Annotated in this window: 17 protein-coding genes; 14 read left to right on the top strand and 3 right to left on the bottom strand. The window is 61.0% G+C overall.

The window, feature by feature from the left end:
- Positions 1-5: 5 nt before the first annotated feature.
- Complete coding sequence (locus AC07XF_RS04130) at positions 6-1,169, top strand: gamma-butyrobetaine dioxygenase (RefSeq protein WP_495025504.1); 1,164 nt, start codon at positions 6-8, stop codon at positions 1,167-1,169.
- Between the two features lie 369 nt (positions 1,170-1,538).
- On the top strand, positions 1,539-1,805 hold the full coding sequence (locus AC07XF_RS04125; protein ID WP_495025503.1) for a hypothetical protein: 267 nt from the start codon (positions 1,539-1,541) through the stop codon (positions 1,803-1,805).
- A gap of 86 nt (positions 1,806-1,891) precedes the next feature.
- On the opposite strand, the gene gbdR is transcribed toward AC07XF_RS04125, so the two are convergent.
- Together gbdR and AC07XF_RS04115 are read right to left on the bottom strand one after the other, a co-directional pair.
- Positions 1,892-2,995, bottom strand: a complete 1,104-nt coding sequence (gene gbdR, locus AC07XF_RS04120) for a choline metabolism transcriptional regulator GbdR (protein ID WP_007975492.1) — start codon at positions 2,993-2,995, stop codon at positions 1,892-1,894.
- Between the two features lie 539 nt (positions 2,996-3,534).
- The gene (locus tag AC07XF_RS04115) at positions 3,535-4,911 is read right to left on the bottom strand and encodes an L-serine ammonia-lyase (protein WP_007985947.1); all 1,377 of its coding nucleotides are present in this window, start codon (positions 4,909-4,911) and stop codon (positions 3,535-3,537) included.
- 437 nt (positions 4,912-5,348) lie between these two features.
- On the opposite strand from AC07XF_RS04115, the gene AC07XF_RS04110 reads away from it, so the two are divergent.
- From AC07XF_RS04110 to choV, 3 genes are all read left to right on the top strand, one after another.
- Positions 5,349-6,296, top strand: a complete 948-nt coding sequence (locus AC07XF_RS04110) for a choline ABC transporter substrate-binding protein (RefSeq protein ID WP_007985945.1) — start codon at positions 5,349-5,351, stop codon at positions 6,294-6,296.
- Positions 6,297-6,362: 66 nt separating this feature from the next.
- On the top strand, positions 6,363-7,208 hold the full coding sequence (gene choW / locus AC07XF_RS04105; protein WP_104450084.1) for a choline ABC transporter permease subunit: 846 nt from the start codon (positions 6,363-6,365) through the stop codon (positions 7,206-7,208).
- Complete coding sequence (gene choV / locus AC07XF_RS04100) at positions 7,205-8,383, top strand: choline ABC transporter ATP-binding protein (protein ID WP_007985940.1); 1,179 nt, start codon at positions 7,205-7,207, stop codon at positions 8,381-8,383. Before choW ends, choV begins: the two co-directional genes overlap by 4 nt.
- Positions 8,384-8,799: 416 nt before the next feature.
- Here the strand turns inward: choV and AC07XF_RS04095 are convergent, their stop codons facing one another.
- Complete coding sequence (locus AC07XF_RS04095; RefSeq protein ID WP_495025601.1) at positions 8,800-10,740, bottom strand: BCCT family transporter; 1,941 nt, start codon at positions 10,738-10,740, stop codon at positions 8,800-8,802.
- Positions 10,741-11,121: 381 nt separating this feature from the next.
- Between AC07XF_RS04095 and betI the strand changes: the two genes are divergently transcribed.
- The 9 genes from betI (at position 11,122) to yccS (ending at position 25,056) form a co-directional block, all read left to right on the top strand.
- Entirely contained in the window at positions 11,122-11,715 is a 594-nt protein-coding gene (gene betI / locus AC07XF_RS04090; protein WP_007985937.1) for a transcriptional regulator BetI, read from the top strand.
- A 62-nt stretch (positions 11,716-11,777) separates the two neighbouring features.
- Positions 11,778-13,250 carry a betaine-aldehyde dehydrogenase gene (betB, locus tag AC07XF_RS04085; protein ID WP_495025502.1) on the top strand — a complete coding sequence of 491 codons (1,473 nt, stop codon included), beginning with the start codon at positions 11,778-11,780 and terminating at the stop codon, positions 13,248-13,250.
- Between the two features lie 189 nt (positions 13,251-13,439).
- On the top strand, positions 13,440-15,140 hold the full coding sequence (gene betA, locus AC07XF_RS04080) for a choline dehydrogenase (protein WP_495025501.1): 1,701 nt from the start codon (positions 13,440-13,442) through the stop codon (positions 15,138-15,140).
- Positions 15,141-15,399: 259 nt separating this feature from the next.
- Positions 15,400-16,842 (top strand): TldD/PmbA family protein, encoded by a 1,443-nt coding sequence (locus AC07XF_RS04075; protein WP_495025500.1) that lies wholly within the window; start codon positions 15,400-15,402, stop codon positions 16,840-16,842.
- Positions 16,842-18,179 carry a TldD/PmbA family protein gene (locus AC07XF_RS04070; protein WP_495025499.1) on the top strand — a complete coding sequence of 446 codons (1,338 nt, stop codon included), beginning with the start codon at positions 16,842-16,844 and terminating at the stop codon, positions 18,177-18,179. The genes AC07XF_RS04075 and AC07XF_RS04070 overlap by 1 nt, the downstream gene beginning before the upstream one ends.
- Before the next feature lie 148 nt (positions 18,180-18,327).
- A complete protein-coding gene (gene mdtD / locus AC07XF_RS04065; RefSeq protein WP_495025498.1) occupies positions 18,328-19,755 on the top strand; it encodes a multidrug transporter subunit MdtD in 1,428 nt (475 codons plus the stop codon).
- A 230-nt stretch (positions 19,756-19,985) separates the two neighbouring features.
- The gene (gene dbpA, locus AC07XF_RS04060) at positions 19,986-21,323 is read left to right on the top strand and encodes an ATP-dependent RNA helicase DbpA (RefSeq protein ID WP_230853210.1); all 1,338 of its coding nucleotides are present in this window, start codon (positions 19,986-19,988) and stop codon (positions 21,321-21,323) included.
- A gap of 129 nt (positions 21,324-21,452) precedes the next feature.
- Positions 21,453-22,631, top strand: a complete 1,179-nt coding sequence (locus AC07XF_RS04055) for a BaiN/RdsA family NAD(P)/FAD-dependent oxidoreductase (RefSeq protein ID WP_495025497.1) — start codon at positions 21,453-21,455, stop codon at positions 22,629-22,631.
- Positions 22,632-22,872: 241 nt separating this feature from the next.
- A complete protein-coding gene (gene yccS, locus AC07XF_RS04050; protein WP_495025496.1) occupies positions 22,873-25,056 on the top strand; it encodes a YccS family putative transporter in 2,184 nt (727 codons plus the stop codon).
- Positions 25,057-25,130 lie beyond the last annotated feature (74 nt).

Raw genomic sequence — 25,130 nt, 5'->3', positions numbered from 1 at the left:
TCGCCATGAACACCGCCGCTGCATTTGCCGACTTTCGTACCTATCCGTTGATCAGCGCGCTGACTGGCGTGCAGACCCTGGCCGACCGTGTTCTGGTGAAGTGGGCCGACGATCGCGTCAGCCCTTTCCACCATCAATGGCTGCGGGATAACTGCCCATGCCCGCAATGCGTCTACACCGTGACCCGCGAGCAAGTGCTGGAAATCGTCGATGTGGCTCAAAACCTGATGCCCGATAACGCCCGTATCGACAACGACGGCTGCCTGGCGGTGGATTGGCAGGACGGCCACTGCAGCCGCTTCGACCCCGGCTGGCTGCGCGCCCATGCCTATGACGACGAATCCCGCGCCGAGCGTCAGCAGCGCAAGCCTAAAGCCAGGCTCTGGCACAGCGACTTGCAGTTGCCGGTCTTCGAGTATCAAGCGCTGATGAACGATGCCGACGCCTTGTTGCAATGGTTGTTGGCGGTGCGCGATGTCGGCTTGACCCAGGTCCGTGGTGTGCCCACCGAGCCCGGCTCTCTGAAGCTGATCGCCCAACGGATTTCCTTCATCCGCGAGAGCAATTTCGGCGTGCTGTTCAACGTGCAATCCAAGGCGGACGCCGACAGCAACGCCTACACCGCCTTCAACCTGCCGCTGCACAGCGATTTGCCGACCCGGGAGTTGCAACCGGGGCTGCAATTTTTGCATTGCCTGGTCAATGACGCCGAGGGCGGCGAGAGCATTTTTGTCGACGGTTTTGCCATCGCCGATGCGCTGCGTCGCGAAGACCCGGAGTCATTCAAAAACCTTTGCGAAATCCCCGTGGAGTTTCGCAACAAGGACCGTCACAGCGACTACCGCTGTCTTGCGCCGATCATTGCCCTGGATGCGTTGGGGCAGGTGTCGGAAATCCGCATGGCCAATTTTCTGCGCGGGCCGTTCGATGCTTCTGTAGAGCAAATGCCCAAGCTCTATCACGCCTACCGGCGCTTTATCGCGATGACCCGCGAGCCTCGATTCAGGCTGATGCAGCGGCTCAATCCCGGTGAGCTGTGGTGCTTCGACAACCGTCGCACCCTCCACGCCCGCAACGCCTTCGACCCCGCCACCGGCGCGCGGCATTTCCAGGGCTGCTATGTCGACCGGGATGAGTTGTTGTCGCGGATTCTGGTGTTGCAACGCTAGACCGCGTCATCGTTTTTCGCGAGCAAGCCCGCTCCCACATTGGAATGCATTTCAACTGTGGGAGCGGGCTTGCTCGCGAAATCGGTCTATTTATCGACACAGAACCCATTGATTCACAGACAAAAAAAAGCCCCGATCAAGCCGTGACAGGATCGAGGCAGAGGGTACTGTTGAGGAGCTGCCATGCGAGGGTGACCAAACCTTCGTGAAGCGAGCTGAGCCCAGTGTGCCCACTCCTCTGCACGGCAAGTTAGCCGAAAACGACCTGTTCATAGGTATTGCGGCCATTGCGACAAATCGCCCTTGCCGCCACCTTGTGGCCCTACCAGAATCGAGTCACGACACCGTTCCCTGAAGAAGGATTGCGTCATGATGCACGCTGATTTGATAGACCAGGAAGACCTGTTGGGCCAGCTCAAGTCGTTGGGATTCGAAGTGCCCACCGGCTCCACCGCCGAGCAGGCCTGCGAATGCGCGGTACGGGGTCTGAACGACGTTCGGGCGATGACGCTGCGGACCATGGTCAAGCAGATGTACACCAGCAGCGCGACCATCCTGCCGGCGGTGCGCCAGGCGATCGACAAGCAGTTGTTGCCGGCGTTGGCGGAGTATCAGCAGAGCCACACAGGCCGATAAAAAGCCTTCGCGAGCAAGCCCGCTCCCACAGTTGAAATGCATTCCAATGTGGGAGCGGGCTTGCTCGCGAATGCAGCACCTCTGGTTTAAAGCCTTACGCTGGCAAACGTCGACTCATTGCGCGCCTGGCTCAACGCCGACAACGGCCCGGACAACGGCGACAGCACCAGCGCTTGTGGCAACGGCATCATCGCCACTTGCTGGGTAGTGTTGGAGCCTACGCGCTCGTCACGCGGCGGAATGCCGAAGTATTCGCGGTAGCACTTGGAGAAGTGCGGCGTGGATACGAAGCCACACACCGATGCCACTTCGATGATCGACATCGGCGTTTGCTTGAGCAATTGCCGTGCGCGGATCAGGCGCAGCTTCAGGTAGTAACGCGACGGCGAGCAGTGCAGGTATTTCTGGAACAACCGCTCGAGCTGCCGACGGGACACCGCGACATACACCGCCAGTTCGTCGAGGTCGATCGGCTCTTCGAGGTTGGCTTCCATCAATGCAACGATTTCCTGCAACTTCGGCTGGTTGGTGCCGAGCATGTGCTTGAGCGGCACACGCTGGTGATCCTGCTCGTTACGGATGCGCTCGTAGACGAACATTTCCGAAATGGCCGCCGACAGTTCACGCCCGTGATCGCGGCTGATCAGGTGCAGCATCATGTCCAGCGGTGCGGTGCCGCCGGAGCTGGTGAAACGGTTACGGTCGAGGGTGAACAGACGGGTGCTCATGGCCACCCGCGGGAAAGCTTCCTGCATCGCTGCCAGACATTCCCAGTGCACGCTGCAATCGAAACCGTCGAGCAGGCCGGCGCAGGCCAGGGCCCAGCTGCCGGTGCACACCGCGCCGAGGCGGCGGGACTGGCGGGCCTGGCTTTGCAGCCAGGACACGTGTTCGCGGGTAACAGTGCGCTGGATGCCGATACCGCCGCACACGATGACGGTGTCCATTGGCGGGGCTTTGTGCATGGAGGCGTCGGGGGTGATCTGCAGGCCGTCACTGGCCCAGACCTGGCCGCCATCGACGGTGAGGGTGGTCCAGCGATATAGCTCGCGACCGGACAACTGGTTGGCCATGCGCAGGGGTTCCACTGCGGAGGCCAGAGAAATCAGCGTGAAATTGTCCAGCAGCAGAAAGCCGATGGATTGAGGCGCACGGTTCTGGGGTTGGGCCCCGGAGTTGAACGTCGTCATCGCGGTATCTCCTCACACAAAGCGGGTGATGGCCTCAGGCGGAGGCTCTTTTTATTGCCATCGTTCTCGCGTGGGAGACGGGCTTTGTAATGACAGAGCAATTGCCATGCCTAAATTTGAATGCGCGTTCAATAACTCCTAAAAACGACGTCGGAATGTGTCTATATATGTCTTGCAAGGCATGGGGATTTAAATGGCCATCAGGACTGGCAAGCGTCCCGGCCCACGAGCTGTGAGCAATTCGGTAGCACTTGTGGGAACGGCGTTGCGCCGCGTCGGAAAGGAGTGTCACCGCAGGCACGGGTGACGAGTGGTAAAAGGCGGGTTGGTGCCCGATCACTGGCGAGGCGATTTATCTGTAAGCGACGCGCTAAAAGGTGGCGCACTTTCGAGCGGGTGTTCACTTAGCGCGCAGTTTTGACTGGTCTGGCAGTGTGTAGGAGCTGGCTTGCCAGCGAAGAGGCCAATACATCCGACACATCTTCAGCGGTAGAACCACTGCCTTCGCTGGCAAGCCAGCTCCTACAGAGACGTGTGTGTCAACACTCCACCGCACTCACCGCCAACCCACCCCGCGATGTCTCCTTATATTTGTCATGCATGTCGGCACCGGTATCGCGCATGGTGCGGATCACCCGATCCAGCGAAATAAAGTGCTGGCCATCGCCCCGCAATGCCATTTGCGCAGCGTTGATCGCTTTCACCGCGGCAATCGCGTTGCGCTCGATGCACGGCACCTGGACCAGACCACCCACCGGGTCGCAGGTCAGGCCGAGGTTGTGTTCCAGACCGATCTCCGCCGCGTTGCACAGTTGCTCTGGCGTGGCGCCAAGGATTTCCGCCAGCCCGGCCGCCGCCATGGCGCAAGCCGAACCGACTTCGCCCTGGCAGCCGACTTCAGCGCCGGAGATCGAGGCGTTCTTCTTGCACAGGATTCCCACCGCCGCCGCACTGAGGAAGTAGTCGACGACATTGGCGTCGGTCACGGCCTCGCTGAATTTCATAAAGTAGTGCAGCACTGCCGGAATGATCCCCGCCGCGCCGTTGGTCGGTGCCGTGACCATACGCCCGCCGGCAGCGTTTTCTTCGTTGACCGCCAGGGCGAACAGGTTGACCCATTCCATGGCGCTCAAAGTCGAGCCGATCACGTTGGGTTTGTTCAGTTCCTGCAGGCTGCGATGCAGCTTGGCTGCGCGGCGACGCACGTTCAGCCCGCCCGGCAGAATGCCTTCGTGTTTCAGACCTTGTTCAACGCAATCCTGCATGGCGCGCCAGAGCTTCATCAGGCCGCTGCGGATTTCCTCTTCGCTGCGCCAGACTTTCTCGTTGGCCATCATTAATTCAGCCACGCGCAGGTTGTGCTTCTTGCACAGCTGCAACAGCTCGGCGGCACTGGAAAAGTCATAAGGAAGTACGGTGCGATCCAGATCCACGACACCGCTGGAAGCCTGCGCCTCATCGACGACAAAACCGCCGCCGACCGAATAGTAGGTGTCGCGATGCAATTCGCCGTCATCACCTTCGACAATCAAGGTCATGGCGTTGGGGTGAAACGGCAGGTTTTCGTCGATCAGGCGCATGTCCCGAGCCCAGACGAACGGCACCGACAGGCGACCGTCGAGCAACAGCGTGTGGGTTTCGCGCAGGGCCTGGATACGAATGCCGATTTGCGACGGATCGATCGCATCCGGCCACTCACCCATCAGGCCCATGATCACGGCATTGTCGCTGCCATGGCCGATACCGGTGGCGGACAACGAGCCGAACAACTGGACTTCGACACGCCGCACCTGCTCCAGCAACCCGCGCTCGCGCAAGCCTTGCACAAACAACGCCGCCGCCCGCATGGGCCCCACGGTGTGCGAACTGGAAGGGCCGATGCCGATTTTGAACAGGTCGAAAACACTGATAGCCATGACTGCCGAACTCCTGAATGGGCCCACTGCGCACGCGAAAGCGCACGGCGACGGAGCTGCTACGCTCACAAGCTGCAATCCGCCGAGATGACCGCATCATCAAGCTTTTATCGTGTTGTTCGACGTCTCTAACCGACGCACTCATGCCCACCAACGCCGCGTGTCTTTTACGCCGTGTTTTCGCCGTTTTTTTGCGGTTCAGAGGGGAAAAAAGGGCTGAAAAAATCTGTAAACGACGTCACCGACACTGGATGCGACCATCCCTGTACTGGATACGACGCACCCTGTAGGCGTCAGATTTTCACTGGTACATGATCATATCGACTCGATTGCAAGGCGCAGTGGTAGAGCTGTCTCCAGAACGCCATCCAACCGCAACCTATAAGTGCGGTGGTCCAGTCGGAACACTGCCAAAAAAAACACCAAGGAGTCCATCCATGAAAGGTTCCCCGTCGTTGTTGTTGGCCGCCATGCTTAGTCTGCCGGTTCTGGCGCAAGCCGCAGAACCGGCGCAGTGCAGTACCGTAAACTTCTCCGATGTCGGCTGGACCGACATCACCGCCACGACCGCGACCACCAGCGTCGTGCTCGATGCCCTCGGCTACAAGACCAAGACCACCATGATTTCCGTGCCCGTGACCTACAAGTCCCTGGCCGACGGCAAGAACATGGACGTGTTCCTGGGTAACTGGATGCCGACCATGGAAAACGACATCAAGGCCTATCGCGACGCGGGCACCGTGGATGTCGTGCGCACCAACCTCAAGGGCGCCAAGTACACCCTCGCCGTTCCCCAGGCGCTGTACGACAAAGGGCTGCATGACTTCGCCGACATCGCCAAATTCAAGAAAGAACTCGACGGCAAGATCTATGGCATCGAGCCGGGCAACGACGGCAACCGCCTGATCCAGACGATGATCGACAAGAACGCCTTCGGCCTCAAGGACGCCGGCTTCAAGGTCGTCGAGTCCAGCGAAGCCGGCATGCTCTCGCAGGTCGACCGCGCGCAGAAACGCGACACCGCCGTGGTGTTCCTCGGCTGGGCGCCGCACCCGATGAACAAGCGCTTCAAGATTCAATACCTGACCGGTGGTGATGACTTTTTCGGCCCGGATTTCGGTGCCGCCACCGTGGCGACCAACACCCGCAAGGGCTACACGCAGGAATGCAGCAACGTCGGCCAGTTGCTGAAGAACCTGGAGTTCACCGTCGACATGGAAAGCTCGCTGATGGGCAACATCCTGGACGACAAGATGAAGCCTGACGCGGCCGCCAAGGCCTGGCTGAAAAACAATCCACAGGTACTCGATACCTGGCTCGCTGGCGTGACCACCATTGACGGTAAACCAGGCCTGGAGGCCGTGAAAGCCAAGCTCGCCAAGTAATCGCTTATGCCGGGCGGCCTCGGCCGTCCGGGCTGTTTATTTCCTTGCATGCGGACGTTCACTACCATGCTGATTGATCAGAAAATCCCCTTAGGCCAGTACATCGCGGGCTTCGTTGAATGGTTGACGCAACACGGCGCCAGCACCTTCGACGCAATCGCCGTGACACTGGAAACGATGATCCACGGCGTGACGTTTGCGCTGACCTGGTTCAACCCGCTGGTACTGATCGGCCTAATCGCACTACTGGCACACTTCATTCAACGCAAATGGGGCCTGACCGCGTTTGTCGTTGCCTCCTTTCTGCTGATCCTCAACCTGGGGTACTGGCAGGAAACCATGGAAACCCTCGCCCAGGTGATGTTCGCCACCCTGGTCTGCGTGGTCATCGGCGTGCCGTTGGGCATCGTCGCCGCGCACAAGCCGATGTTCTATACTTTAATGCGTCCGGTACTCGATCTGATGCAGACCGTACCGACCTTCGTGTACCTCATTCCTACCCTGACCCTCTTCGGTCTGGGTGTGGTCCCGGGTCTGATCTCGACGGTGGTGTTCGCGATTGCCGCGCCCATCCGCCTGACCTACCTGGGTATCCGCGATGTCCCGGAAGAATTGATGGACGCCGGCAAGGCCTTTGGCTGCTCGCGCCGTCAACTGCTCTCGCGAATTGAACTGCCTCATGCCATGCCAAGCATCGCGGCCGGTATCACCCAGTGCATCATGCTGTCGTTGTCGATGGTGGTGATCGCCGCACTGGTGGGCGCCGACGGCCTGGGTAAACCCGTGGTCAACGCACTGAATACCGCTGATATCGCCCTGGGCTTCGAAGCAGGCCTGGCGATCGTACTGCTGGCGATCATGCTCGACCGTATCTGCAAACAACCCGACGCCAAAGTAGGGGGTGACGCATGAGCATTATTCGCTTCGATAACGTCGACGTTATCTTCTCCAAGGATCCACGCGAGGCACTCAAGCTGCTGGATCAAGGCATGACCCGTAACGAGATCCTGAAAAAGACCGGGCAGATTGTCGGCGTTGAAAAAGCCAGCCTGGACATCGAAAAAGGTGAGATCTGCGTACTGATGGGCCTGTCCGGCTCAGGTAAATCCAGCCTGCTGCGTTGCATCAACGGCCTCAACACCGTCAGCCGCGGCAAGCTGTTCGTCGAGCACGAAGGCAAGCAGATCGACATTGCGTCCTGCACCCCGGCAGAACTGAAAATGATGCGCACCAAGCGCATCGCGATGGTGTTCCAGAAGTTCGCCCTGATGCCCTGGCTGACCGTTCGCGAGAACATCAGCTTCGGCCTGGAGATGCAGGGTCGTCCCGAGAAGGAACGCCGCAAGCTGGTGGATGACAAGCTTGAGCTGGTGGGCCTGACCCAGTGGCGCAACAAGAAACCCAACGAGCTCTCCGGTGGTATGCAACAACGCGTGGGCCTGGCCCGTGCGTTGGCGATGGACGCCGACATCCTGCTGATGGACGAACCGTTCTCGGCCCTCGACCCGCTGATCCGACAAGGTCTGCAAGACGAACTGCTGGAACTGCAACGCAAGCTGCACAAGACCATCGTCTTCGTGAGCCACGACCTCGATGAAGCGCTGAAACTGGGCAGCCGTATTGCAATCATGAAAGACGGCCGGATCATCCAGTACAGCAAGCCGGAAGAAATCGTCCTCAACCCTGCGGACGACTATGTGCGGACCTTCGTGGCCCACACCAACCCGCTGAACGTACTGTGCGGCCGCAGCCTGATGCGTACGCTGGACAACTGCAAACGCATCAACGGCTCGGTGTGCCTCGATCCGGGCGGCGATTCGTGGCTGGACCTGGCCGAAGGCAACACCATCAAAGGCGCACGCAAGAACGGTTCGTCAATGGACCTGCAGAACTGGATTCCGGGGCAAGCCGTCGAAGGCCTGGAACGCAAGCCGACGCTGGTGGACTCCAATATCGGCATGCGCGATGCGCTGCAGATTCGTTATCAGACCGGCAACAAACTGGTGCTGCACGACAACAACCATGTGGTGGGGATTCTGGGCGACAGCGAGCTGTATCACGCACTGCTCGGCAAGAACCTGGGGTAAGGCAGCAGAAACAAAAACGCCGCGAGAGAATCGCGGCGTTTTTGTTTGAGCACGATAGACGCTGTCTCTGTAGGAGCTGGCTTGCCAGCGAAGGCGGTGAACCAGATATACCGAGGTGCGGCATTCGCTGGCAAGCCAGCTCCTACAAAGGCAATGCGGTGGATCAGATGCACCGAGGTGTCGCGTTCGCTGGCAAGCCAGCTCCTACAAAGGCAATGCGGTGGATCAGATGCATCGAGGTGTGGCATTCGCTGGCAAGCCAGCTCCTACAAAAGCCAGGTGGTGTGTCCGAGACTCTGTAGGAGCCGGCTTGCCGGCGAAGGCAGTGTGTCAGACACACCACGGCGGGGCATTCGCTGGCAAGCCAGCTCCTACAAAAGCGGTGCGGTGTGTCAGGCACACCGCACCGCCATTACTCAGCTGTAAACCCGGCCAAGGAGCTGCCGATGGCTTTCAAACTGATCGAGCACGTCACGGGTGATCTGATCCTGGGTGAAGCCCATCAAATCGTAGTCCTGGCTGCCGTTGTGCAGGTACACCTCGGCACGGTAGTAACGCTGACGCGCCTCATCGGACTGAGCCGATTCAGTCGGCGTGGCCAGGTAACCGTCCAGGCTCACTTCGTAGACGAAAGGGTTGCCCTCTTCCATCTCGACCCGTACGCCCATGCAACGCTTGGACTTGCCCAGCAGAGTCTGAACCTCCAGACCTTGAGCACGCATTTGCGCCGTCGCATCTTGCAATGCCGGGCTGACATGCTTGTCCATGAAGCGCTGAACGATCGACTGGCTCGGTTGCAGGTCCAGTTGGGTCAAGCGCTCGCTGAAACCACGACGACCGCGCGCAGCCAACTCCGCTTGCTCCTGTTCGATCTGCACGTCCTGGCGCATGGCCTTGTGCAGGCCGAACATGAAGAACACCAGCACCACCGAGAACGGCAGACCGGCCAGCACCACCATGGTTTGCATGGCTTCGAAGTTACCGGCGAACAGCAGGCCGATGGTGACCAGGGTGATCACCACCGACCAGAAGATCCGCAGCCAGTGCGGCGCGTCTTCATCGACGGTACCGCCCTTGCAAGACAGGTTGGCCATCATCACCGCGCCGGAATCCGCCGGGGTCAGGAACAGCACGAAACCGACAAAGATCGACACGCCGATCACCACCTTCGACGCCGGGTAATGCTCAAGCAACTGGTAGATCGCCATGGACGGCTGTTCCAGCGCCGTCTTCCCGAGCTCCACCGCCCCGTGATTCATCACCAGGTCCAAAGCCGAGTTACCGAAGATCGACAGCCACGCCAGGGTGAAGCCCAGTGGAATCAGCAGCACGCCGGCTACCAGTTCGCGCACGGTGCGACCACGGGAAATACGTGCGATGAACATACCCACGAATGGTGCCCAGGAAATCCACCAGGCCCAGTAGAACAGAGTCCACAGGCCCAGCCAGCGGTCGGACTTCTCACTGTCGCCTTCGTACACATAAAGGTCGAAAGTCTTCAGCACCACGCCATTCAGGTAGTCACCGACGTTCTGCACGAAACCGTTGAGCAGGTGCAGGGTCGGGCCGAACAACAGGACGAAAATCAGCAGGCCGCTGAACAGCACGATGTTCAGGTTGGACAGACGACGGATGCCGTTTTCCACGCCCGACACGGCAGCGATGGTCGCCACGGTGCTCATCACGATGATCACGATCAGCAGGTTGGTGTTGCTGTGCTCCATGCCGAACAGGTTTTCCAGCCCCGACGACACTTGCAGCGAACCAATCCCCAGGTTGGTCACCAGCCCCAGCAGCGTCACGAACATGCCGAAGCCGTCCACCGCATGCCCGGCCGCGCCCTTGACCCAACGCTCGCCCACCAGCGGATACAACGCCGAACGCAACGCCAGCGGCTGGTTATGCCGGTAGGCAAAGTACGCCACGGCCAACCCCACCAACGCATAGATCGCCCAGCCATGCAGGCCCCAGTGCAGGAATGTCAGCTGCACGGCCTGACGTGCCGCCAGGTTGCTGCCGGCCACGCCTTCCGGCGGATTGAAGTAGTGGTCCAGCGGCTCGGACGCACCGAAGTACAGCAACGAGATGCCGATACCCGAGGAGAACAGCATCCCCGCCCAGGCGCCGTAGCTGAAGTCCGGGGTGTCGTCCTTGCTGCCCAGTTTCAGTTTGCCGTAGGACGAAAACGCCAGGCCAACGACGAAAATCAGGTAGGCGGCAATCACCACCATGTAGTACCAGCCGAAGCTGCGGGACAACCAGGCTTGCGCCGTACCCAGCATTCTGCCGGCCTCTTGCGGGGCGATGATCAGAATGGCGGTCAACAACAGAATCAACGCGGTAGAGGTGTAGAACACCCAACCGTTGACCGTCACCTTCTCGGGTGGGGTCTTTATTAGCGAGGCAGAACTCATGGCACAGATGCTCCGGGCAGTGCGAGAGAAGAACGCAAGACAAACGAGTTACCCGACCAATCGGTTAGTGGGCAGCCGACCGGCGGGTGATATAAAGACAGCCCGAAAAAAGCCCGAAGCCCTTGAGACGCCGTGGCGTATAGGCTTCGAGCTGTTTCGGATGTCGGTTTGTCGCCATTTACACGTAGGAAAAATCTGTAAGCAGCGACGATTTGTCGCAGATCTTATTCTTTGTTGATTGAACGTTCAATCAAAACAAAATAGACTGGCCCTCAATCCGGTAGCCGTTTGACGTCTGCCGGAAGGCCTAAGGAGATGTGCAAGATGCCCAAGGTCGGTATGCAACCCATCCGCCGCCAGCAATTGATCGAAGCCACTTTGCAGGCCGTCGATCAGGTCGGAATGGGGGACGCCAGCATTGCGCTGATCGCCCGTTTGGCCGGTGTCTCGAACGGCATCATCAGTCATTACTTTCAGGACAAGAACGGCCTGATCGCCGCCACCATGGGGTACCTGATGACAGTCCTGAGCGAGAACGTCACCCTGCGCCGGCAGGCGCTGACAGATGACAGCCCGCGGGCGCATCTGCAGGTGATCATCGAAGGCAACTTCGACGCCAGCCAGGTCAATGGCCCGGCAATGAAAACCTGGCTGGCCTTCTGGGCCACCAGCATGCACCAGCCGTCTTTGCACAGGTTGCAGCGGATCAACGATCACCGTCTGTATTCCAACCTGTGTTGCCAGTTCCGCCGCGTGCTGCCGCTCAATGATGCGCGCAGTGCCGCCCGGGGCCTGGCAGCGTTGATCGACGGTTTGTGGTTGCGCGGCGCGCTGTCGGGAGACGCTTTCGACACCGAGCAGGCGCAACAGATCGCTTACGAATACATGGATACCCAACTGGCCAAGCGGGTGAGTTAGAGCACACATAAACGCTCAACCACCGAACCGCGCCAGCCACTTAATGCTCTTGCGAGGACTTTATGGCCCGTTTCGAACTGCAAAAACTCTACATCGATGGCGCGTACAGCGACGCCAGCAGCGACGCCACTTTCGAAGCCATCAACCCGGCTAACGGTGAAGTCCTCGCAAAAGTACAACGCGCAACCAAGGAAGACGTGGAGCGCGCCGTAGTCAGCGCCGAAAAGGGCCAGAAAATCTGGGCTGCGATGACCGCCATGGAGCGTTCGCGCATCCTGCGTCGTGCCGTGGAAATCCTGCGTGAGCGCAACGACGAACTGGCCGCCCTGGAAACCCTGGACACCGGCAAGTCGTACTCTGAAACCCGCTACGTCGACATCGTCACCGGCGCGGACGTACTCGAGTACTACGCAGGCCTGGTACCGGCCATCGAAGGCGAGCAGATTCCGCTGCGCACCACTTCGTTCGTCTACACCCGTCGCGAGCCGCTGGGTGTCGTGGCCGGTATCGGCGCGTGGAACTACCCGATCCAGATCGCCCTGTGGAAATCCGCACCGGCCCTGGCCGCCGGTAACGCGATGATCTTCAAGCCAAGTGAAGTCACCTCGCTGACCACCCTGAAACTGGCCGAGATCTACACCGAAGCCGGTCTGCCAAACGGCGTGTTCAACGTCCTGACCGGCAGTGGCCGTGAAGTCGGCACCTGGCTGACCGAGCACCCGCGCATCGAAAAAGTCTCCTTCACCGGCGGCACCGACACCGGCAAGAAAGTCATGGCCAGCGCCTCGAGCTCTTCGCTCAAGGACGTGACCATGGAACTGGGCGGTAAATCCCCGCTGATCATCTGCGACGACGCCGACCTCGATCGCGCCGCCGACACCGCGATGATGGCCAACTTCTACAGCTCCGGCCAGGTCTGCACCAACGGCACTCGCGTGTTCGTTCCGGCCCACCTGAAAGCCGCTTTCGAAGCCAAGATCGTTGAGCGCGTTGCGCGCATCCGCATCGGTAACCCGGAAGACGAAAACACCAACTTCGGCCCGCTGGTCAGCTTCGCCCACATGGAAAGCGTGCTGGGCTATATCGCCAAGGGCAAGGAAGAAGGTGCCCGCCTGCTGTGCGGCGGCGAACGTCTGACCGACGGTGATTTCGCCAAGGGTGCATTCGTGGCCCCGACCGTGTTCACCGACTGCACCGATGACATGACCATCGTCCGTGAAGAAATTTTTGGCCCGGTGATGGCGATCCTCACCTACGAAACCGAAGAAGAAGTGATCCGTCGCGCCAACGACACCGACTTCGGCCTGGCCGCCGGTATCGTCACCCGCGACCTGAACCGCGCACACCGCGTGATTCATCAGCTGGAAGCCGGTATCTGCTGGATCAACGCCTGGGGCGAGTCCGACGCGAAGATGCCGGTTGGCGGCTACAAGCAGTCGGGTGTCGGCCGTGAGAACGGCATCAGCTCGCTGAACAACTTCACCCGCATCAAATCGGTACAGGTCGAGCTGGGCGATTACGTCTCGGTGTTCTAAGACGCCCCCGCACAACCTGTAGCAGCTGCCGAGGCACGAGGCTGCGTTTCTGTAGCAGCTGCCGAGGTTCGAGGCGGCGTTGGGCTGCGCAGCGGCCCCCCGAGGGCGGTCCTGCGGACACGCACCGCAGCCTCGTGCCTCGGCAGCTGCTACAGGCGACCTGAACCAACTTCAAAGAGGGTGCATTCAATGTCCCAAGAATTCGACTACATCATCATCGGTGCCGGCTCAGCCGGTAACACCCTGGCGACCCGTCTGACCGAAGACGCAGGCGTTACCGTCCTGCTGCTGGAAGCGGGCGGCCCGGACTACCGCCTCGACTTCCGCACTCAGATGCCGGCCGCCTTGGCGTTCCCGCTGCAAGGCCGTCGCTACAACTGGGCCTACGAAACCGATCCTGAGCCACACATGGACGGTCGTCGCATGGAATGCGGTCGCGGCAAGGGCCTGGGCGGTTCCTCGCTGATCAACGGCATGTGCTACATCCGCGGTAACGCCATGGACTACGACGGCTGGGCAAAACTGCCAGGCCTGGAAGACTGGACCTACCTCGACTGCCTGCCGTATTTCCGCAAGGCCGAAACCCGCGACATCGGCCCGAACGACTACCACGGTGGCGAAGGCCCGGTCAGCGTGACCACGCCGAAAGCCGGCAACAACCCGTTGTTCCACGCCATGGTTGAAGCCGGCGTGCAGGCCGGTTACCCGCGCACCGAAGACCTCAACGGTTACCAGCAGGAAGGCTTCGGCCCGATGGACCGCACCGTGACGCCGAAAGGTCGTCGTGCTTCCACCGCCCGCGGCTATCTGGACGTGGCCAAAAAGCGTTCGACCCTGACCATCGTCACCCACGCCCTGACCGACAAGATCCTGTTCGAAGGCAAGCGTGCGGTCGGCGTGCGTTACCTGGTCGGCGCTGCCGAAGAACGCGTCGAAGTCAAAGCGCGCAAGGAAGTGCTGCTGTGCTCCGGCGCCATCGCTTCGCCGCAGATTCTGCAGCGCTCCGGCGTCGGCCCGGCCGAGTTGCTGAACAAGCTCGACATTCCGGTGGTTCACGACCTGCCGGGCGTTGGTGAAAACCTGCAGGATCACCTCGAGCTGTACCTGCAATACGCTTGCACCCAACCGGTCTCGCTGTACCCGTCGCTGCTGTTGCACAACCAGCCGGCCATCGGTGCCGAGTGGCTGTTCAATGGCACCGGCATCGGCGCGAGCAACCAGTTCGAAGCCGGCGGTTTCATTCGTACCCGTCCGGAATTCGAATGGCCGAACATCCAGTACCACTTCCTGCCGGTAGCGATTAACTACAACGGTAGCAACGGTGTGAAAGAGCACGGCTTCCAGGCGCACATGGGCTCCATGCGTTCGCCAAGCCGTGGTCGCATCCAGGCCAAGTCCAAGGACCCGCGCCAGCACCCGAGCATCCTGTTCAACTACATGGCCACCGAGCAGGACTGGCAGGAATTCCGCGACGGCATCCGCCTGACCCGTGAAATCATGCAGCAACCAGCGCTGGACGCCTTCCGCGGTCGCGAGATCAGCCCAGGCATCGAGGTGCAAACCGACGAGCAACTGGACAAGTTCATCCGCGAACATGCCGAGACCGCTTTCCACCCGTCCTGCTCGTGCAAGATGGGCACCGACGACATGGCTGTGGTCGATGGCGAAGGTCGCGTGCATGGCATGCAAGGCCTGCGTGTCGTCGATGCCTCGATCATGCCGATCATCACCACCGGCAACCTCAACGCACCGACGATCATGATGGCCGAGAAAATCGCCGACAAGATCCGTGGTCGCAAGCCATTGCCGCGCAGCACAGCCACCTACTATGTGGCGGGTGAAGCGCCGGTGAAGGGCAAGCCGGTGCGGGAAGTGAGCCAGACGGCGTAAGGCGTTACACCGCGTCACGGCCATTCGCGAGCAAGCCCGCTCCCACATTTGATCTGGATGTACTGAAGATCCAGTGTGGGAGCGGGCTTGCTCGCGAAGAGGCCCGGTCAGGCAACACCTCTCCCCCGGGCAATCACTCGCAAGTCCGATCCAAACTTGATCCTCCCCCCTCGCAAGCCTAATCTAGCGCCACGCAATCGTTTCACCCCTCCCCTCGCAGTACCGCTCCACCGCCACTCCACTCCAAGGAGGTTCACGAATGTTCGATTTCTACCCCCAGCTCAAGCAGCGCTTCGCTGCCTTGCGTACGGGTGCCGAATTCTTTTCCCTGCGTTATGTGCGCGAATCCGGGCAGTACTTGTCGGTACGCAAGAACGTCGCCGAACCGCCAAGCCTGAGCCGTGACGAAGGGGCGATGCTGACCGTGCGGGTCAATGGCGTAGAGGCCTATGCGGCGACCAACGATTTGTCGCAACAAGGCCTGCAAACCGCCATCGAACGTGCCGAACTCCAGGCCCGTCGACTCAAGCCGCACGCCTTGCTGGACTTGCGTGAACAGGCCGTTTCCAGCGACCGCGCCGATTACTTTTCACCCAACCTCGACCGGGCCTTCCCGTCCCTGAGCGACTGCTACCAACTGCTCGGCGCCGAGTCGGCCGCCGTGCCCAGGGACGAGCGCCAGGTGAACTGGCAGGTCAGCCTTGGCATCACCCACGTCGAGCAGATCTACCTCAACAGCGCCGGTGCCGAGCTGCGCCAGGCCCAACGTTTTGTCTACCCAGGCCTGGACGTCACAGCCTACGACGGCAACGACAGCCAGACCCGCAGCCTTGGCCGCGAGAACTTCGGCCAGCAAGGCGCGGCGGACGTCATCAGCCGCTGCGGCCTGATCGGTGCCGGCGCCCAGGTGGCCGATCAGGCCCTGCAATTGCTCATGGCGCCAAACACCCCGCAGGGCAAGCGCGACCTGTTGCTGATGCCCGACCAGATGATGCTGCAAATCCACGAGTCCATTGGCCACCCGCTGGAGCTGGACCGCATCCTCGGTGACGAGCGCAACTACGCCGGCACCAGTTTCGTCAAAGCCAGTGATTTCGGCAGCCTGCAATATGGCTCCAGCCTGCTCAACGTGACCTTCGACCCGGACATCCCCGAGGAGCTCGCCAGTTACGGCCATGACGACGACGGCACGCCCGCCAGCAAACAATTCCTGATCCGTGAAGGCCTGTTGCTGCGCCCGCTGGGCGGTGCGTTGTCGCAATTCCGTGCCGGTATGGACGGCGTCGCCAATAGCCGCGCCTGCGGCTGGAACCGCCCGCCCATCGACCGCATGGCCAACCTCAACGTCGAACCGGGCGATCGGTCCATTGAACAACTGATCGGCGGTATCGAACTCGGCGTGCTGATGTCGACCAACCGTTCATGGTCGATCGACGATGCACGCAACAAATTCCAGTTCGGCTGCGAGTGGGGCCAACTGATCGAAAACGGCGAACTCAAGGGCGTGGTGAAGAATCCCAATTACAGGGGCATCTCCGCGCAGTTCTGGAAAAGCCTCAGCGCCGTCGGCGATGCCAGTACCGTCAAGGTCCTCGGCACACCGAACTGCGGCAAGGGCGAACCGAACCAGGTGATCCGCGTCGGTCACGCGTCGCCGGCCTGCGTGTTCAGCAACGTTGATGTATTCGGAGGAGACGCCTGATGAATCCTTCAAACAGCCAGTCCGCGTCGTTCAAGGCGCTGGTCAACAGCCTGCGTGCAGCCCTTCACGAGCCCGAGCAGTTCACCCTCAGCTACGCCGCCGAATCGTCTGCCTTCGTGCGTTTCAACCACGCCAAGGTGCGTCAGGCCGGTCAGGTGCAGCAAGCGAATATCGGCCTGAAACTGATCAACGAAGGCCGCCATGCCGACCTGAACATCACCCTGGCCGGCGATCCCCAGGTTGATCTGCAACGTTTGAACGAAGGCCTGCAACAGCTTCGGGAAACCCTGCCGCTGCTGCCTCAGGATCCTTATTTGCTGCTCAACCACAATGGCTGGCAGAGCAACAATGTGCAGGCGCACCCGCTGCCGGACACCGAGCAAGTGGTTGCTGAAATCACCCAGGCCGCCGAAGGCCTGGATCTGGTCGGTTTTTATGCTGCCGGGCCTATCAGTCGCGGCTTTGCCAGTTCTTCGGGCGCTTTCGGCTGGCATCAGGCCAACAGTTTCAACTTCGATTTCAGTCTGTTTCACGAGAACGGCCAAGCGGTGAAAGCCAGCTACGCCGGGCACCTCTGGAGCAGCGAAGGCTTTGCCAAACGCTTCCAGCAAGCCCGCGAGCAGCTTGAGTTTCTGGGTCGGCCGTTGCGCACTTTGGCGCCCGGCCAATACCGCGCCTACCTGGCACCGGCGGCGCTGGAAGAAATCATGGGCATGCTGTGCTGGGGTGGTTTCTCGGCACAGTCGATTGCCAGCAAAAGCAGCCCGCTGCAAAAACTCTACGCAGGTGACAGCACTTTCAGCCCGCTGGTCTCGCTGGATGAAAAAGTCAGCGGCTCGCTGAGCCCGGCGTTTTCCGATGAGGGTTATCCACGCAGCGATCTGGGGTTGATCGTCGACGGTAAGGCCGGGGCGCAACTGGTCAGCTCGCGCAGCGCCGCGGAATACGGTTTGAGCGCCAATGGCGCCAGCGGTGGCGAGTCACCGAGTGCACTGAACATGAAAGCCGGGGATTTGCCTGATGCTGACATCCTCAAGCAATTGGGCACGGGGTTGTACATCAGCAACCTGTGGTACCTGAACTTCTCGGATCAACCGGCCGCACGCCTGACCGGCATGACCCGGTTTGCCACGTTCTGGGTCGAGAACGGCGAGATTCAGGCACCGGTCAGCACCATGCGTTTTGATGACAGCGCCTTCAGCCTGCTCGGTTCGCAGCTGGAAGCGCTGACCCGGGAACGCGAGTTGCTGTTGTCGGCCAGCACCTACAGCCAGCGGGCTACCGCTTCGGCGTTGTTGCCGGGGGCGTTGGTCAGCCGACTGACCCTGACGCTGTAAACACGCATACCCCTGTAGGAGCGAGCTTGCTCGCGATGGTCGTGAACGATGACGCATGCTGCCTGGAAAAATGCGCCGCCTTCACATTCATCGCGAGCAAGCTCGCTCCTACAGGAACGGTGTAAAGCTCACACTGACAAGAGATCCCATGCCCAACCGCCCGCCTCTCGACCCTGTCACCGCCCGCTGGGTGCCGTGGGTTGTCGCCATCGCGTTTTTCATGCAGTCCCTCGACGGGACGATTCTCAACACCGCCCTGCCGGCCATGGCCCGCGACCTGGCCGAAGACCCATTGCGCATGCAGGGCGTGATCATCGCCTACATGCTCACGGTCGCGTTGCTGATCCCGGCTTCGGGCTGGATCGCCGATCGCTTCGGCACCAGGAAAATCTTCTTCGGCGCGATCCTGTTATTCAGCCTTGGCTCGTTGCTCTGCGCGCTGTCGACCAGTTTGAGCCTGCTGATCGGCGCTCGGGTGATCCAGGGCCTGGGCGGCGCATTGATGCTGCCGGTCGGGCGGCTGGTGGTGTTGCGCGCCTACCCGCGCTCGGAGCTGGTGCGAATCATGGGTTTCATCACCATACCCGGGCTGCTCGGCCCCTTGATCGGCCCGACCATGGGCGGCTGGATGGTGCAATACCTGACCTGGCACTGGATCTTCCTGATCAACCTGCCGGTGGGCCTGGTCGGTTGCTACGCCGTGTGGAAATTCATCCCGGACCTGCGCGGCTCAGAGCGTACCCGTTTCGACGGATTGGGCTTTATGCTGTTCGGCGCGGCGATGATCCTGATCACCATCGCCATGGAAGGCCTGGGCGAATTGCACCTGCCGCACCTGCGGGTGATGTTGCTGCTGTTCGGCGGCATGGCTTGCCTGGCGGCGTACTGGCTGCGTGCCGGGCATATCGAAAACCCATTGTTCGCACCGTCGCTGTTCAAGACCCGGACCTTTGCCGTCGGCATTCTCGGCAACCTGTTCGCCCGTCTCGGCAGCGGCGCCCTGCCCTTTCTGGTGCCGTTGCTGCTGCAAGTGGCGCTGGGCTATTCGCCGTCCCAGGCCGGGATGAGCATGTTGCCGCTGGCGGCGGCGGCGATGATCGCCAAGTGGGTGGCGCGGCCGCTGATCGAGCGCTTGGGTTATCGCATCGTGCTGACCGGCAACACCCTGGCACTGGGGATCATGCTGGCGGGCATGGGCCTGGTCAGCGAGCAGACGCCGTACTGGCTGCTGCTGTGCCTGCTGGCGATCCTTGGCGCGATCAACTCCTTGCAGTTCACCGCGATGAACACCGTGACCCTGATCGACCTCGACGACGCCAGCGCCAGCAGCGGCAACAGCCTGCTGTCGGTGGTTGCGCAACTGTCCCTGAGCCTCGGCGTGGCCTGTGCCGGTGCGCTGCTCGGGGGGTTTACAGCAGAGATTGGAAACGATGGTGTGGACACGGTGCTGGGCGCGTTCCAACTGACATTCGTCACCGTCGGAATCATGGCGATGCTGGCTGCGACGATTTTCTCGCAACTTTCACCAAAGGATGGCCGACGGATGGTCAGCCGCGAGCACGATATAGAGCACTGACTTGTAGCAGCTGCCGAGGCACGAGGCTGCGTCGGGCTGCGTAGCGGCCCCGGAGGGCGGTCCTGCGGACACGCAACGCAGCCTCGTGCCTCGGCAGCTGCTACGACTATTCGTCCAGAATTTGCAGGTGAAGAGCACGGGACTGGTACACTGCGCGACATTTTGTTTTGCAGGCCAGTCCCGTGACCACCATCGCCACCGAATTTAATACTTTGCCGCTGTCCGCCGCCATGCTGGCTAACCTCGACTCCCTCGGTTATGCCCAGATGACGCCGATCCAGGCGCAAAGCTTGCCGGTGATCCTCAAGGGGATGGACCTGATCGCCCAGGCCAAGACCGGCAGCGGCAAGACCGCAGCCTTCGGCATCGGCCTGCTGAACCCGATCAATCCGCGCTACTTCGGTTGCCAGGCACTGATCCTGTGCCCGACCCGCGAGCTGGCCGACCAGGTCGCCAAGGAAATCCGTCGCCTGGCCCGTGCCGAAGACAACATCAAGGTCCTGACCCTGTGCGGCGGCGTGTCCCTCGGCCCGCAGATCGCTTCGCTGGAGCACGGCGCGCACATCATCGTCGGCACTCCGGGGCGCATCCAGCAGCACCTGCGCAAAGGCTCGCTGGTACTCCACGGCCTGAACACCCTGATCCTCGATGAAGCCGACCGCATGCTCGACATGGGTTTCTACGACTCCATCGAAGAAATCATCATGCAGGCCCCGGAGCGTCGCCAGACCCTGCTGTTCTCCGCCACCTATCCGGTGGGCATCAAGCAGCTGGCCTCGAAGTTCATGCGCAATCCGCAGCAGGTGAAGGCCGAGGCGTTCCACGACGACACGCAGATCGAGCAGCGCTTCTACGAGATTTCCCCGGACGACCGCATGAGTGCGGTGACCAAGGTGCTTGGCCACTTCCGCCCGGCGTCCTGCGTAGCCTTCTGCTTCACCAAGCAGCAGGTTCAGGAAACCGTCGATCACCTGACCGCCAAAGGCATCTCCGCCGTCGGCCTGCACGGCGATCTGGAACAACGTGACCGCGACCAGGTGCTGGCGATGTTCGCCAACCGCAGTACTTCGGTACTGGTCGCCACCGACGTCGCTGCCCGCGGCCTCGATATCGATTCCCTGGACATGGTGATCAACGTCGAATTGGCCCGTGATTCGGAAATCCACATCCACCGCGTCGGCCGTACTGGCCGCGCCGGTGAGAAAGGCCTGGCAATCAGCCTGGTGGCGCCGTCCGAAGCACAGCGTGCACAAGCCATCGAGCAATTGCAGAAAACACCGCTGACCTGGGATCAAGTGGACAACCTCACCTCCAAGGGTGGTGGCCCGCTGCTGCCGCAGATGAGCACCCTGTGCATCGCTGCCGGTCGCAAGGACAAGGTCCGTCCGGGCGACATTCTTGGCGCACTGACCGGTGACGCCGGCATCCCCGGCGCCCAGGTCGGCAAGATCGCGATTTTCGACTTCCAGGCCTATGTGGCCGTGGAGCGTGGCGTTGCCAAGCAGGCCTTGCAGCGTTTGAACGACGGCAAGATCAAGGGCCGTTCGTTGCGCGTGCGTATTTTGTAAGCAGTCACTGTGTAGGAGCCGGCTTGCCGGCGAAGGCGGCGTGCCTGGCACACCGCGCTGCCCGATTCGCTGGCAAGCCAGCTCCTACAGGAATTGTGCCTGTAGTGGAATTTGTGTGAGGACACCGTTTTGCGCTCTACCGAAGTCGTGATCATTGGCGCTGGCGCCGCAGGGTTGATGTGTGCGCTGACCGCCGCCGGGCGCGGGCGCAAGGTGTTGCTGCTCGACCATGCCAACAAGGCCGGCAAGAAAATCCTGATGTCGGGCGGTGGCCGCTGCAATTTCACCAATATGTACACCGAACCGGGCAATTTCCTTTCGCAGAACGCGCATTTCTGCAAATCCGCCCTGGCCCGCTACACCCAGTGGGATTTCATCGGCATGGTGGCCAAGCACGGCGTGCCGTACCACGAGAAAAAACTCGGCCAGTTGTTCTGCGATAACAAATCCAGCGACATCCTCGAAATGCTGCTGAACGAGTGCGATCAGGTCGGCGTCAGCCTGCACCTGGACACATCGATCCAGACCATCGAGAAACTCGAGAAGGGTTATTTGCTGGACACGACGCTCGACCAAATCACCTGCGAATCCCTGGTGATTGCCACCGGCGGCCTGTCGATCCCGACCCTGGGCGCCACCGGTTTCGGTTACCAGGTGGCCAGGCAATTCGGTCACGAGCTGCTGCCGACCCGCGCCGGTCTGGTGCCGTTCACCATCACCGATCAGCTCAAGGCCTTGTGCACCGAGTTGTCCGGTACGTCGGTGGATTGCCTGGTGAGCTGCAACGACCAGAGCTTTCGCGAGAACATCCTGTTTACCCACCGCGGCCTCAGCGGCCCGGCGATTTTGCAGATCTCGTCGTTCTGGGAGTCCGGCGATACCGTCGAGATCAACCTGCTGCCGGATCACGACGTGCTGGACTGGCTGCAACAGCAACAGGCCGAACGTCCCAACAGCGAGTTGAAAACCCTGCTCGGGGAAATTTTCACCAAGAAGATGGCCAACCTGCTGGCGGACAACTGGTTCGTCTCCAAACCGATGAAGCAGTACACCCACGCGGAACTGGCCGATATCGCGGAAAAACTGGCGAGCTGGAAAGTCGTGCCGGCGGGCACCGAAGGCTATCGCACCGCCGAGGTGACCCTGGGCGGCGTCAACACCAATGAAGTGTCGTCCAAGACCATGGAATCGCTGAAAAGCCCGGGCCTGTACTTCATCGGCGAAGTGCTCGACGTGACCGGGCATCTGGGCGGCTTCAACTTCCAGTGGGCGTGGGCCTCCGGTTACGCCGCGGCGCAGTACGTCTGATCGCACCGCGTTATCGTTCTTCGCTGGCAAGCCAGCTCCTACAGAAATGCGCTGGACCTGTAGGAGCTGGCTTGCCAGCGAATACGATTTATCTGACACACCGAATTGCATCGTTTGCCTGCAAGCCGGCTCGTAGATCAGGGAAGGAACAAATTTTGCTGTCTGATGTGATCGACGCCATTGCGTCGGCGTCATTAGTGGCTCAATTTAGCGTCATTGCCTCGGAAGGCCTTCGCATTTCATGTCATCGACTTCATTCCGCCAGTCTCTGCGTCGCCTCTGGGCGCTGGATAAATTCAGCTACAGCGTGCGGGTATTCATTGCCCTGACCGGCACCATGGCGCTGTGTTGGTATCAGGACGAAATGGGCCTGTTGATCCCGTTGTTCCTGGGGATTATCGCCAGCGCCCTGGCCGAGACCGACGACAGCTGGCAGGGCCGTCTCAACGCGCTGGCCGTGACGCTGGTGTGTTTCGCGGTTGCCGCCCTGTCCGTTGAACTGCTCTTCCCCTACCCCTCGCTGTTTATCATCGCCTTCGCCCTGGCCGCGTTCTGCCTGACCATGCTCGGCGCCCTCGGCGAGCGCTATGGCGCGATTGCCTCAGCGACGCTGATTCTGTCGGTCTACACCATGATCGGCGTGGACCAGCGTGGCGGTGCGGTCATCGACGTCTGGCACGAGCCGGTGCTGCTGGTGGCCGGTGCCGCCTGGTACGGCCTGCTCTCGGTCTTGTGGCAGGCGCTGTTTTCCAATCAGCCGGTGCAGCAGAGCCTGGCGCGGTTGTTCCGCGAGCTGGGCTTTTACCTGAAGCTGAAATCCTCGCTGTTCGAACCGATCCGGCAGATGGACGTGGAGGCGCGGCGCCTGGAACTGGCCCAGCAGAATGGCCGGGTGGTGGCGGCACTGAACGCCGCCAAGGAGATCATTCTGCACCGGGTCGGCAACGGTCGCCCGGGGTCGAAAGTCAGCCGCTACCTCAAGCTGTACTTCCTCGCCCAGGACATCCACGAACGCGCCAGCTCATCGCACTACCCCTACAACGCCCTGGCCGATGCCTTCTTCCACAGCGACGTGCTGTTCCGCTGCCAACGCTTGCTGCGCCAGCAAGGCAAAGCCTGCCGGGCCCTGGCCGAATCGATCCAGATGCGCCAGCCGTTCACCTATGACGCCAGTTTCGCCGAGGCCCTGAGCGACCTGGATGCCTCCCTCGAACACCTGCGCGTCCAGAGCAACCCGGCCTGGCGCGGTTTGCTGCGCTCATTGCGGGCACTGGCGGCCAACCTTGGCACCCTCGACCGCTTGCTCAGCGACGCCAGCAACCCTGACGCCCTGGCCGACGCTACCGACAGCAGTTTGCTTGACCGTTCGCCGCGCAATCTCAAGGACGTGTGGCTGCGCTTGCGCACGCAGCTGACGCCGACCTCGCTGCTGTTCCGCCATGCCCTGCGATTGCCCCTGGCATTGAGTATCGGCTACGCCATGGTGCATATGATCCACCCGTCCCAAGGTTACTGGATCATCCTCACCACACTGTTTGTCTGCCAGCCGAACTACGGTGCCACCCGACGCAAACTCGGTCAGCGAATCATTGGCACCGCCATCGGCCTGACCCTGGCCTGGGCGCTGTTCGACCTGTTCCCGAACCCGCTGATCCAGTCGTGCTTTGCCATCGCCGCCGGGGTGGTGTTCTTTATCAACCGAACCACCCGCTACACCCTGGCGACGGCGGCGATCACCCTGATGGTGCTGTTCTGCTTCAACCAGGTGGGTGACGGTTACGGGCTGTTCCTGCCACGGCTTTTCGATACCTTGCTCGGCAGCCTGATCGCCGGGCTCGCGGTGTTCCTGTTCCTGCCGGACTGGCAGGGTCGACGCCTGAACAAAGTGCTGGCCAACACGCTGACATGCAACAGCATTTACCTGCGCCAGATCATGCAGCAATACGCCGCAGGCAAAAGCGACGACCTGGCCTACCGCCTGGCCCGCCGCAACGCGCACAACGCCGACGCGGCGCTGTCGACCACACTGGCCAACATGCTGATGGAACCGGGACACTTTCGTAAGGAAGCGGACGTGGGCTTTCGCTTCCTGGTGCTGTCGCACACGCTGCTCAGTTACCTGTCGGGCCTGGGTGCGCACCGGGAAACCCGGCTACCGGCGGACGTGCGCGGGCACTTGATCGAAGGGGCCGGGGTGAAGCTGGCCGCCAGCATCGACGAGATCGCCCAAGGGCTGGCGAGCAAGTCTTCGATTGCGATTCAGAGCGATGAAGAAGAAGCACTGGCCAATGAACTGGAACAGATGCCCGATGAAATCGATGAAGGCCAGCGGCTGGTGCAGACGCAACTGGCGCTGATTTGTCGGCAGCTCGGACCGTTGCGGACATTGGCGGCGCATCTCATCAAGGACACCAGTGAGGATTGAGATCCAGGCTCCCTTCGCGGGCAAGCCCGCTCCCACACTGGATTTACGTCGCTCACAGAACCCCTGTGGGAGCG

This window comes from Pseudomonas sp. GW821-FHT01C01 (genome assembly GCF_059422645.1).
This window is presented reverse-complemented; position numbering and strand designations above follow the sequence as displayed.